The organism is Ureibacillus xyleni (assembly GCF_900217795.1).
GTDB classification, from domain to species: domain Bacteria; phylum Bacillota; class Bacilli; order Bacillales_A; family Planococcaceae; genus Ureibacillus; species Ureibacillus xyleni.
Map to the genome: position 1 here is coordinate 1 of NZ_OBMQ01000015.1, position 12,418 is coordinate 12,418.

A 12,418-nucleotide genomic window follows, 5' to 3' on the forward strand; every position below is an offset into this window, starting at 1 on the left:
GAGGTAGATAGGTTCGAGGTGGAAGTGTGGTGACACATGGAGCTGACGAATACTAATCGATCGAGGACTTAACCAATTTTAGCTTGAAGTTTGTATGTCAATGTCTTTATCCAGTTTTGAGAGAACAAGCATCTTTCAACTAAATATGTGGTCTAGTGATAATGGCAAAGAGGTCACACCCGTTCCCATACCGAACACGGAAGTTAAGCTCTTTAGCGCCGATGGTAGTTGGGGGCTTCCCCCTGTGAGAGTAGGACGTTGCTAGGCAAAAAAACACCACTAAAACTTAGTGGTGTTTTTTGATGCGAAAATGGCTCAATGCTTTTTTAAGTAAAATTTAGGAATAACTAAGAAGGACGAAGCGGTTTGTACTACAAAGCATTCGTCCTAATCCTCTAAAATTTCCGAATCCAAAAAATCAATTTGCTTTTATATTTTCACTTAATGTAAGTTAACCCTCCATTTAAACTAAAACTCCAATACTTTTCTTAAATCATTAATATATGATTGGCTTACTGGAAGCGCAGCTCCACTTTTTAATTCAACAATAAAATTTGAAGCTAAATCCCTAGAAATTCTTTTAATAAAGTAAATATTAAGAATATAAGATCGGTGTATTCTCACAAAAAAATCTGGCAACTTTGTCTGGAGTTCTTTTAAGGTAATATTCGTTTTGTATTGTTCATTATGCGCGTAGAACCATGTTCGTTTTTGTAAACTTTCAATATAAGAAATTTGCTCAATTGGTATCGGTGTCCAATCTTCATCTTGCTTTCCCGTTAAAAATTTGTAAGGCTTTCGTTTTTCCTCGGTATATGTGGAAGGGAGAATAACAATTAAAGCAGCATCTTGTTGTTTGAAATATATTGGATAACCTATTGCATAATATGGTTCCCCCAAAATTGAATTATCCATGAGTGCTTCTGTTTTTTTTCTTGTTTTAAGAACACGTGCAGCAATGCTTTCTGGATGGACAGACATTTCGAACTTTAGGTGATTATGATGTTCACTTTTCGAATGGTAAACATAAGAATCTCCAATTGCAATTGCAATCGAAGCATCTTTAGATATCCAATCTTCTAATATAATTTTGAATTGGTCAAACTCTTCTCTTGATATTTGAAAATTCTCATTCCCCATGTAGATATATTCCCCCTTGTATCTATCTTAATCGAATCTTTATCTTACTAAAATACCCTTTTATCCCAAAAAAACACTATTTCGTCAGAAAATAATGAAAATAATTAAATACTGTTATATATTAATTTACAACAAATACTTCTGTTATGGAACAGGGTAAAATGAATTATTTCACAAACAGAGTATTTAAACAAAGGGGAAGGTGTTTATATAATGGTAACAAGACAAGAAAGAATCGATGCAATTAAAAAAGATTGGGCAGAAAATCCACGTTGGAAAGGAATCGAACGCGGATATGACGCTGCAGAAGTAGTAAAATTACAAGGTTCATTCGTTCAAGAGCAAACATTAGCTAAACGTGGTGCTGCTCGCCTTTGGAAATCATTACACGAAGAGCCATTTATCAATGCATTAGGTGCACTAACTGGTAACCAAGCAGTACAACAAGTTAAAGCTGGTTTAAAAGCTATCTACCTATCTGGTTGGCAAGTAGCTGCAGATGCAAACGTTGCTGGTCAAATGTATCCTGACCAATCATTATACCCAGCAAACTCTGTACCACAAGTTGTTAAACGTATTAATCAAGCATTACAACGTGCAGACCAAATCGATCACGCAGAAGGTCGCGAAGATGGTTTTGATTGGTTTGCTCCAATCGTAGCTGATGCTGAAGCAGGCTTCGGTGGTCCATTAAACGTATTCGAACTTGTAAAAGGTATGATTGAAGCTGGAGCATCTGGTGTTCACTTAGAAGACCAATTAGCTTCTGAGAAAAAATGCGGACACTTAGGTGGTAAAGTATTACTTCCAACTCAAAACGCTATCCGTAACTTAATCGCCGCTCGTCTTGCTTGTGACGTTATGGGTGTAGATACAATCCTAATTGCTCGTACAGATGCTGATGCTGCTGACATGGTAACATCTGATATCGATCCACGTGATGCAGAATTCTTAACTGGTGAGCGTACTCCAGAAGGGTTCTACCGTACTAATGCAGGTATTAAACAAGCAATCGCACGTGGTTTAGCATATGCACCATACGCTGACTTAATCTGGTGCGAAACTTCTCACCCATCATTAGAAGAAGCTCGTGAATTCGCTACTGCAATCCATGCGAAATTCCCAGGCAAAATGTTAGCTTATAACTGCTCTCCATCATTCAACTGGAAAGCTAAATTATCTGATGAAGAGATCGCTGAATATCAACGTGAGTTAGGTAAACTTGGATACAAATTCCAATTCATTACTCTTGCTGGTTTCCACAGCTTAAACTACTCAATGTTCGAGCTTGCGCATGATTACAAAGATAACGGTATGGCTGCATACTCTAAATTACAACAAGCTGAGTTTGCTGCTGAGTCTAAAGGCTATACAGCAACTCGTCACCAACGTGAAGTAGGTACTGGTTACTTTGATGAAGTAGCACAAACTATTTCTGGTGGTCAATCTTCAACTACAGCGATGTCTGGATCAACTGAAACAGAACAATTCGTATAATATAACTGTGAGAGCCTCGGATGAAAGCTATTAATCTAACATATATTAATGTAAGAATTTAATCCGAGGCACTTTTTAAATAATGAACATAATATTGTAAATCCTCAATATCTAGTGTTCATTGTTCTGCTACATGAGAAATTTGATAATCAGTATTAAATAATGCTTGTAAAAATTAAAGTGGCTGTTGGGGAACAAGCCTATAACAGTGGTCGGTACGAGGAAGCGGCTTAACTGTTTAAGTCTTTAATTAGAGCAAGATTGAATAGTTGAATTCCTATCTTTTCTAATATAGAAAAAAGGTAATTTACTAGGGACAAAAAGTAGCGATTTAAACATGGGGGTCAGATTATCAAAAGGTTGCCTCCTAAATTGATAATCTGAATGATAATTCAATAGCAAATGGGGATGTATGCCTTACTAGTTATATTTCTAGTAAGGCTTTCTTTTATAACAAGAATAATAAAACTATCTGCTTCTATTAGGAAGTCTATGAAGTGAGCTTAAAAGGAATTTAAATGTATTTGTAGAATATAAAAAAACTAAGCTTGATACATAGTAAAGGGGGAGTGTTTGGATGAGAAATAAAGAATTACTTTTAGTACCGGGACCTACTCCAGTAGTAGATGAAATTTATGATGCGTTAGCAAGCGAAACAAGGGGGCATACGGATCCTCGTTTTGTGGCAATTTTTAAAAGTGCAATTGAGAGAACAAAGCAGTTATTACAAACAGACGGGGAAGTATTTGTAGTAGCAGGTTCTGGCACACTTGCAATGGAAATGGCAATTGTCAATACAGTTGGCAGAGGGGAAAAATTACTTGTGATAAGTCATGGGTATTTCGGTGATCGTTTTACACCGCTTGCTAAAAGTTTTGGAATTGAAGTTGATGTTCTACAATCTGAATGGGGCAAACAGGTTGATGCAGGATTAGTGGAAGCAAAATTAGCTGAAGGTAAATATAAAGCGGTAACGATTACTCATGCAGATACTTCAACAGGTGTTGTTTCAGATTTAGATGTACTTGTACCAATAATTAAAGCATCAGGGGCTTTAGTCATTCTTGATGGCGTTGTAGCTACTGCCGCCCTTGATGAAAATATGAGTAAGTCTTATGGTGAATCGGGATACAAAATTGACATAGTGTTAACAGGGTCTCAAAAAGCAATAGGCATTCCACCGGGTCTTGCTATCGTTGCATTTAATCAAACAGCTTTAAAGGCAAGGGAAGAATTGGGACAAGTACCTGCTTACTATAGCGATATTTATAACTGGTTACCGATTATGCAAGATCCTTCGAAATACTTTGCTACACCGCCTGTTAATTTAATTTATGCATTTGATACGGCATTAAAAATTGTTCTTGACGAAGGTATTCAACAACGTGAGAAACGTCATATTGCCTTTGGACGTGCAGTTCGTACAGCATTACGGACTTATGGAATGATTCCTCTTGCTTCTGAAGAGGTTGCTGCTCCAACGTTAAGCTGTATTTTATACCCAGATGGAGTGAATGATGCTGCCTTTCGTTCACAACTTGCAGAAAAAGGGGTTATTGTTGCTGGTGCTCTAGCGCATTTAGCTGGCAAGGCTTTCCGAATTGGACATATGGGAAATACAACAGCTGAAATGCTAGAACAAGCCATTCGAACAATTGGAGAAGTACTTCAAAATCAAGGGTTAGATGTTAATCCTGAAGCTGCTGTAAATGCTTTGAATGATGTAATTGGTGAAGTTGTGAATAATTAATAGAACCATAAAGACTCCTATAAACACGTTGTTTCTAGGAGTCTTTTTATAGTTATATTAAGCGGATTAAATAAATATATTATCAAAAATAGTAGTATTGATAGAGAAGGAGCTGTTTAAATGGATATGCAAACTATGAAAAGATTAATCGAAATTTCTCAAAAACGAGTTGAGGCAGATTTTATTTTAAAAAACGCTTATGTTGCGGATGTCTTTTCACTTTGCTGGAGAAAGGCAAATATTGTTGTGGCAGATGGCATGATTGTTGCACTAGATAATCAAGATGAATATAGTGCAAAGCGGACGGAAGATGCTAATGGAAAATATGTGATTCCGGGATTAATTGATGCACATATCCATATTGAGTCTTCAATGTTGCCTCCTTCTCAGTTTAGTCAAATATTATTGCCCCACGGAATTACTTCAGTTATTACAGACCCTCATGAAATCGTCAATGTATCAGGTGCAAAGGGTATGCAATTTATGTTGGACGATGCTAAAAATGCACTTATGGACATATACTTTATGTTGCCTTCAAGTGTTCCAAGTACCTCATTTGAACATGCTGGAGCCATAATGAAAGCAAAGGATTTAGCTCCATTTCTACAAAATGACCAAGTATTAGGCCTTGCAGAAGTTATGGATTTTCCCTCAGTATTAAACACAGATTGGGATATGTTAGAAAAACTTGTTCTTGCAAGTCATTCAAATAAAATGATTGATGGCCATGGAGCAGGTTTAACTGGTGAACAGTTAAGAGGCTATCGTGTAGCAGGAATTCGAACTGATCATGAATGTGTCACTGCAGAGGAAGCTAGAGAGAGAATTAAACAAGGAATGTATGTATTAATACGTGAAGGGTCTGCAGCTAAAAATTTACTTGATTTATTACCTGCTGTTACACCTGTAAATGCACGCCGTTTTGCTTTTTGTACAGATGATAAACATTTAGATGAGTTGATGGAAGAAGGAAGTATAAATCATGCAGTTAGGCTCGCAATTAAGCATGGTATGAATCCTCTTCAGGCCATTCAACTTGCTACTATCAATGCTGCAGAATGCTATCGTTTAGATGGAAAAGGTGCAATTGCTGAAGGATACATTGCTGATTTTATTATGCTAGAAGATTTGCATAGTATGGATATTGGGGCAGTTTGGAAAAATGGCGTCAAAGTTGCTGAAAATCAAAAAATGCTAAATAGTACTGGAAGACGAAAAGATATTGATCAAACTATTCTCCAATCTGTTAACATCCCGAATCTTACAAAAAATGATTTCGAAATTCATTTTAGTGAAGGGAATCGAGCAAATGTTATCGAAATAATACCAAATCAGATCATGACCAAACATATTGAAAAAGAGGTAGATGTCAAGGATGGTGTTTTTATACCTTCCATAGAACATGATTTACTTAAAATAGCAGTTATTGAGCGTCATCATTCTCTTGGTTTGAAAGGGCTTGGAATTGTGCATGGGTTAGGTTTGAAAAAGGGTGCAATCGCCACAACAATTGCTCATGATTCACATAATGCAATCGTCGTTGGGACAAACGATGAAGATATGTTAACAGCTCTCGAAGCATTACAATCTATGCAAGGTGGCTTAGTCGTTGTAAATGAAGGAAAAGTGATTGGTTCCCTAGCTTTGCCAATTGCTGGATTAATGACAACTTTATCGGCTGAAGAAGCTGCCGTGAAACTTAAAGAAGTTCATGGTGCGCTTCACAAAATACATTCAGATCTACATTTTCATTTATTTTTGACTTTATCATTTTTAAGTTTACCCGTAATTCCAGAGTTAAAATTAACTGCTACTGGTCTGTTTAATGTCAAAAGTTTTGAACATATACCAGTGGAAGTTGTTTCTGAGAATCCTGGTGTGTAGGGCAGGATTTCTTCCACTTATCCTTCCCATTGAATTCCTAAGTTGAGAGGGATAAAATTTAGTGTAGGTTAAAAACATTTATAGAGGGGATGCATGTGGTAAAAACTGTTGTAATAATACCTGCACTTAATCCATTAAACTCGATTATAGATTACGTGAATACATTGAAAGAGATAAATATTGATAAAATTATTATTATTAATGATGGCAGTGACGAAAAATATGAGCCAGTTTTTAAAGAATTACAGAATATAGAATGGTGCACTGTATTAAATCACGGAGAAAATTTAGGAAAAGGTAGAGCTTTAAAAACAGGTTTTTCATATGTTTTAAATCACCATAAAAATGTAGACTCAATTATTACTGCAGGAGCACATGGGCAACATCAAATAGAGGATGTAGCACAAATCATTCGTCATGCAGAGTTATTTTCGGATGGAATTATCCTTGGGGTAAGAAATTTTAATACAAAGGATATGCCGCTCATAAGTACAATTGGAAACAGAGCTGCTTCTGTCTTGTTTGAGTTGTTTTTCCACAGACGCTTGCTAGATACCCAAACAAGTTTACGTTGTATACCAAAGCAAGTACTTCCTTGGTTAATCAGAGTAAATGGGGAAGATTTTAGTTTTGATACGAATATGCTCGTGGAGGCAATAAAAAGGAAAATACCGATTTACGAAATTCCAATAGGGCAAGCGCGGATTAAGAAAAATTCGATTATGTTTTATGATGAAATTACAAATGCACATAAATTAATTCAACAAATGATTACTACATATACAAAAAGTAAAAAGCAACATGAGTAATGAAACCTTTATTCTTCCACCACGTAAACATACATGTACTGCAAAAAAAGGGCTGATTATATAAAGTATCTTTTATGTAGTACTTTTTTAATTAGTTGGTAATGCTAATAGAAACGCACTGTATGTTCTTAAGGAGGAAACAAAATGGATGAAAACTTAGAATTAGAAACCGTCGTAAAAGGAAAAGGAAAACACTATGCACCTAATAAATTTTTAAATAAAATGAAAACATATGGATTGAATTTAGGTTTTAGAGCTTTACACGGTGTAGCTACGTTATTTAGTGCATTGAAAAGCCCAGATTTGCCAAAGGAGCAAAAGCTTTTAATTATTGGTGTACTAGGCTATTTTATTCTGCCGATCGACCTTATTGCGGACTTCTTACCAACAGTTGGATTGGCCGACGATGCAGTTGTTATTTTTAAAGCATTATCTGTTATTTACTCTTCCATTACCGATGAAATGAAAGAAGAAGGACATGAATTATTAAAGAAAATGTTTGGTGATAAATATATGCCAAACATTGAATATGAAATATAAACTTATAATATTTAATGCCGAAATCTCTGAGGTGAAGTACTATGTTAAAACGAATAACATTTCTCGTCATTGTCATTGTACTAGCAAAGCCGACGTATGATTTCGGCTTAACTTTGTACGAGGATGCAAAGCAATATCTCAACGAAAATAATATTAATATAGAAGATGCAACGACAGAAGTTATTTCATCTGTATCTAATACAGCTAAGGATACGCTCATTTATACTGCTGCAACGGTTAAAAATGCTGAATTACCGAGCACAGTAAAAACAGTAGAAGAATTAGCCGATGCATTTTACTATTACTTTAGCAATTGGGAAACAGATTTTGAAATTACCTATGTTGGAAGTACAACGGATATTGAAAATTTAATTGAAAGTGCTGTAGATTTGGCTGCAGATCGAGATCATTATATTTTAGGTCATCTATCAAATAGAAAAATAGAATATGAATATGGTCGGTTTGATGCAAAAATTAAAGTCCACCAAACTTATTTAACAAATGCGGCTCAAGAACAAATTGTTGATGAGAAAGTCGCATCCATACTTGCAACAGCATCTCCAGAGTCAATGTCTGATTTTGAGAAGGTAAAGTTTGTGAATGATTACATTGTCAAAAATGCTGTATATAGCGAAGATTCTACGGCTAGTCCACATAGTGCCTGCGCAGTAGTGGCAGAAGGAAAAGGCGTGTGCCAAGGATATGCATTACTTGCTTTAAAAATGTTACAAGGCCTAGGAATTGAAACGAAATATGTAGTAGGAGAAGTTTATACAGGTGGACATGCTTGGAATCTAGTAAAGGTTGATGGAGAATGGTATCACCTTGATACAACATGGAATGACCCTACACCGGACCGCAAAAATGTTGTTCGTTATGAGTACTTCTTAATGAATGATACGAAGATGAAAAAGGACCATACCTGGATACAATCAGATTATCCTAGAGCAAACAGTAAAAAATACGCTTTTATGGCTCAAATTGATCACGCCTATGAAGAAGATGGGATGATTTACTATAGCAATGTAAATGATGACAATATCCTTTACCGAATGAATATAAAAACGGGGGAAAGTAGTCGTTTAACCGATAGTCGTGCTCAATTTATCGTTGGCTTTGGAGATTGGATTTACTTTAGCAATTACTCAAAAGGGGCATATTTATCAAAAATCCGAACAGATGGATCAGATGAAACGGTCCTATATAAAGAAAAAGTAGAAAATCTCTTTGTAGAAGATGGGTATTTATACTTCTCGACAGATGATGGATTAAAAAAATTAGAACTATAAAAATCGCGGCTTACAATGGTAGGCCGCGATTTTTGGCTCTTCGCACGATGTATTCAATGGGAGGTTCATCGCATAACTGAAAACAAATCGTTGGGAAGTGTTCCTTCGTCAATTTTTGAAATTGGCTTAAAATAAATGGATGGTATTTAAAGATACTTCCATTTAAAAATAATGTGAATGGCTCATCAATCGTTGGCAACTTTTTCAACGTCGTAACAGCTAAATCAGCTAGCTCTTGTGCTGCATGTTGGCTAATTGAAAGGGCCATTTCATCATTTAATTCAACTGCTCTAGGTAAAACGGAACTAATACTTGCCAGCATTGAATTCGTGTAGTGTGGAGCGTATAGCCATGTCATAAGTTGATCAGAATTTTCGATATTCAGTTGTTCAAAAACAAGTTCCTTTAAAATCGTTGGCGTTAGATTACGCCCATCTTCTAAGCGAAATAGTAGATTTACAATTTCTTTTCCAATCCAATAGCCGCTACCTTCATCACCTATACGATGACCCCAACCACCAGTGCGATATACGTTTCCATTGTAGTCTATTGCAAAGCCAATTGAACCAGTACCGGAAATGATGAGGGCTCCGGATTTGTTTTTGTCCAATAAACCAAGCAATGTCGCGTGAACATCATTTTCTACAATAATTGTATCAATGAACAAAGGGCTGTATTGCACAACTTTTGTAATCATCTCTTTGACAATGGTTAAATCTTGGTCCGTATCAATACCCGCCATTGCAAAAACAGCAACATTTATATTATTAAGTTTAGTAGAGTCATAAACATCTTTTAGTAATTGAGCAATTAATTTCTCCACTGGATCTATCCCAATTGCTTGATAGTTTGAGCCTGTTGCTGTTTTTTCAAAAATACATTTTCCGCTATTAGAACGAACGGAAATAGTCGTTTTCGTGGCACCACCATCAATGGCTAACAGTATTTGATTAGTCATGTTTATTCCAACCTTCAAGAAATTCGTAAAGTTGCTCTTCACATTTTTGAAGGTGTGTATTTTTTCCTGTTACCCAACTTTCTAATAAAGGGGAGACAGCTTGTGATTGAATTAGGGAATTACGCATCGTTTCTGGCGCAGGTCCCCCTGTTAATGACCGTACATGAACAAAAAATTCCGGTTTTAATACTTTATAAAATTCTTCTTTTGATATTTTCAAAGGTTTTCCCGTTACTTCCATTGACTTTTCATTCGCCAATTCCCAAGTTAATTGTTCTAATGTTTCTTCTTTAGCTTTTAATAGAGTTTTAACGCAACTACTTACAATGCGATGGGATTGACGGAATGAAATATTTTCTGAACGTACTAGTGAATCTGCAAGCTCTGTTACATTTGCAAAGCTATTTTCTGCACGTTTCAATAGTTTTTCTTTATTAACATCCATCGTTACAACTACACTGCCAAATAGTTTGTAAATGCCTCTAAGTTTTTCCATTGCACGCCATAAATAAGGCTGCATATCATCTTCCGTATCCACAATATCCCCAAACGGCGTGTTATGAATCATTTGTAGTACTGTTGAAGCATCACCATATACAGAAGATAGAAGGGATCTTGTATGCTCTATGGAAACAGGATTTCGTTTTTGAGGCATAATAGAGCTTACTTGCACGTATGGACTCGCAAGATTGATGGCATTAAACTCTTGGGTAGCCCAAAGTAGGAAATCTTGTGAAGTGCGACCAAGATTCAATGCAGCAAGTTGTACAACACCTGCTAATTCAGCAATATAGTCTGCACCAGCCACAGCATCCCAAGCATTTTCAATCACTCCATCAAACCCGAGTAGTTCTTTCATACGATCACGATTAATGTTAAAACCAGTAGTTGTTAATGCAGCTGCCCCCATACTACTTTGGTTGATCGTTTCAAAGGCTGCCTGCATCCGTTTAAAGTCACGAGTCAGTTGGTCTATTACGGCTTTTAAATAATGCGCAAATGTTGTAGGTTGTGCTTGTTGGGTGTGGGTATAGCCGATCATAATCGTATCTACATGCTCTTGGGCAAAAGCAATTAAGGATGACCTTAGAGCGAGTAATTCCGCCATTAAAGCAAGTAATTTCTTTCTTAACGTCATGCGGTAAATGGCAATCCCCATGTCGTTGCGAGAACGACCAATGTGTAAATTCCCCGCAACATCACCAGCTAATTCAATCAGTTTATTTTCAATGCGGAAAAACAAATCTTCAAACTGAGGGTTGTAGTCTCGTTGTTCATAATAATTCAAGTCAAGCTTAGCAATCGCCTGCCCGATTTGCTTAGCATCGCTTGGTGAGATAAGCTGCTGTTCCTCAAGCATTTTTAAATGGGCGATATGTATGTGCACCATTGATTTTAAAAAATGCTTTTTTGCTTCGTCATAGGCAGGTTGAAGCACCATTTGACGATAACTATTAGAAGGGAACTGGTCTCCTTCGATTTGATTTATTCTGCTCCTAAAATCTTGAAACACCATAGAATCGCCTCCGAAAATAATACATATCCATCCCCATTGTATCTTCTCTTGAAGCTTACTTGTACTATCTTTCAACGCTTTAATGCACAATGTTATGAACGAGATATTTATTACTATTAGATGTTAAATTAAATTTTTCCTTTGGGCTAGTACAGTTGGTAAAGTCATACCAATTAGTACTAATACAATTCCAAAGAACTGTAAAATCGTTAATGTTTCGTGTAATACAATACCTGCCGCAAGTATTGCAACAGGTAATTCCATCGCGCTTAAAATAGAAGATAGTCCTCCACCTACTTTAGGTCCTGCAATTGAGAATAGTAGAATTGGTAAGATAATGCCAAATACCCCTAGAGCTAGACCGAACATCCATAAATTCGTTTTAAATAACGTACCATTCCAAATAATTTCTGGTGCTAAAAAGATGCTAATCATAATGAGGGCAACAAATGACATGAAAAACGTTCGTGTAATTGTCGATATACCTTCCACTGGTCGGGAATTAATTTGTATAAAAATTGCAAAGCTTAATGCAGAAGTTAAACCGAATAACCATCCTTGCCAAGCAATATTGGAAAGATCCACATCGATAATGCCAGCAGACAGTATAGTTCCTGCAAATAAGAAAAGTAGGGAAAAAACTTCAGGGCGACTTGGCAATCTTTTTCTTCTTATACAATCAATCAGCATCCCCATCCATGTAAATTGAAATAACATGACTACTGCAAGGGAGGCAGGTAAGTAGTCTAATGATTTGCCATAAACAATGCCGGTTGTTGATGTAAAAATCCCTGCAAAAGTAATCGTTAAAACGCCAGCTTTCGTTAAGCGCGGCAATGTTCTTTGAGTAACGAGAAATAAAATAAACGCTAAAATGAAACCTACTATATATTGACTTGTTACAGCTTCTGCGGAAGTAAAACCGTGTCCCATCGCTACTTTAATAATAGTGGATAAGATCCCGTAGCTACTAGAGGCTATAACAATGAATAATGAGTAAATTAGTTGTGAATTCATGCTGTGACCTACCTATTG

Annotated in this window: 10 protein-coding genes and 1 rRNA gene; 7 read left to right on the forward strand and 4 right to left on the reverse strand. The window is 36.3% G+C overall.

Going from position 1 to position 12,418, the window contains the following annotated elements; genetic code table 11:
* Window positions 1-151 precede the first annotated feature (151 nt).
* A 5S ribosomal RNA gene (gene rrf, locus CRO00_RS16825) occupies window positions 152-267 on the forward strand.
* 201 nt (window positions 268-468) lie between these two features.
* On the opposite strand, the gene CRO00_RS16830 is transcribed toward rrf, so the two are convergent.
* The gene (locus CRO00_RS16830) at window positions 469-1,140 is read right to left on the reverse strand and encodes a LytR/AlgR family response regulator transcription factor (protein ID WP_097074837.1); all 672 of its coding nucleotides are present in this window, start codon (window positions 1,138-1,140) and stop codon (window positions 469-471) included.
* 213 nt (window positions 1,141-1,353) lie between these two features.
* Here CRO00_RS16830 and aceA point away from each other — a divergent pair, with 213 nt between their 5' ends.
* The 6 genes from aceA to CRO00_RS16860 all read left to right on the forward strand — a co-directional run bounded on the left by aceA (window position 1,354) and on the right by CRO00_RS16860 (window position 8,909).
* Window positions 1,354-2,637: an isocitrate lyase gene (gene aceA, locus CRO00_RS16835; RefSeq protein ID WP_097074838.1), complete on the forward strand. Its 1,284-nt coding sequence runs from the start codon at window positions 1,354-1,356 to the stop codon at window positions 2,635-2,637.
* Between the two features lie 577 nt (window positions 2,638-3,214).
* Window positions 3,215-4,387: a pyridoxal-phosphate-dependent aminotransferase family protein gene (locus tag CRO00_RS16840; protein WP_097074839.1), complete on the forward strand. Its 1,173-nt coding sequence runs from the start codon at window positions 3,215-3,217 to the stop codon at window positions 4,385-4,387.
* A 120-nt stretch (window positions 4,388-4,507) separates the two neighbouring features.
* A complete protein-coding gene (gene ade, locus CRO00_RS16845; protein ID WP_237658461.1) occupies window positions 4,508-6,271 on the forward strand; it encodes an adenine deaminase in 1,764 nt (587 codons plus the stop codon).
* An 89-nt stretch (window positions 6,272-6,360) separates the two neighbouring features.
* Window positions 6,361-7,080 (forward strand): glycosyltransferase family 2 protein, encoded by a 720-nt coding sequence (locus tag CRO00_RS16850; RefSeq protein ID WP_202615701.1) that lies wholly within the window; start codon window positions 6,361-6,363, stop codon window positions 7,078-7,080.
* A gap of 144 nt (window positions 7,081-7,224) precedes the next feature.
* The gene (locus CRO00_RS16855; RefSeq protein WP_097074841.1) at window positions 7,225-7,620 is read left to right on the forward strand and encodes a YkvA family protein; all 396 of its coding nucleotides are present in this window, start codon (window positions 7,225-7,227) and stop codon (window positions 7,618-7,620) included.
* Window positions 7,621-7,661: 41 nt separating this feature from the next.
* The gene (locus tag CRO00_RS16860; RefSeq protein WP_097074842.1) at window positions 7,662-8,909 is read left to right on the forward strand and encodes a DUF5050 domain-containing protein; all 1,248 of its coding nucleotides are present in this window, start codon (window positions 7,662-7,664) and stop codon (window positions 8,907-8,909) included.
* A 10-nt stretch (window positions 8,910-8,919) separates the two neighbouring features.
* Here the strand turns inward: CRO00_RS16860 and CRO00_RS16865 are convergent, their stop codons facing one another.
* From CRO00_RS16865 to CRO00_RS16875, 3 genes are all read right to left on the reverse strand, one after another.
* On the reverse strand, window positions 8,920-9,867 hold the full coding sequence (locus CRO00_RS16865; protein ID WP_097074843.1) for an N-acetylglucosamine kinase: 948 nt from the start codon (window positions 9,865-9,867) through the stop codon (window positions 8,920-8,922).
* The gene (gene argH / locus CRO00_RS16870; RefSeq protein WP_097074844.1) at window positions 9,860-11,383 is read right to left on the reverse strand and encodes an argininosuccinate lyase; all 1,524 of its coding nucleotides are present in this window, start codon (window positions 11,381-11,383) and stop codon (window positions 9,860-9,862) included. The genes CRO00_RS16865 and argH overlap by 8 nt, the downstream gene beginning before the upstream one ends.
* A 123-nt stretch (window positions 11,384-11,506) precedes the next feature.
* Window positions 11,507-12,400: an EamA family transporter gene (locus tag CRO00_RS16875; RefSeq protein WP_097074845.1), complete on the reverse strand. Its 894-nt coding sequence runs from the start codon at window positions 12,398-12,400 to the stop codon at window positions 11,507-11,509.
* Window positions 12,401-12,418 lie beyond the last annotated feature (18 nt).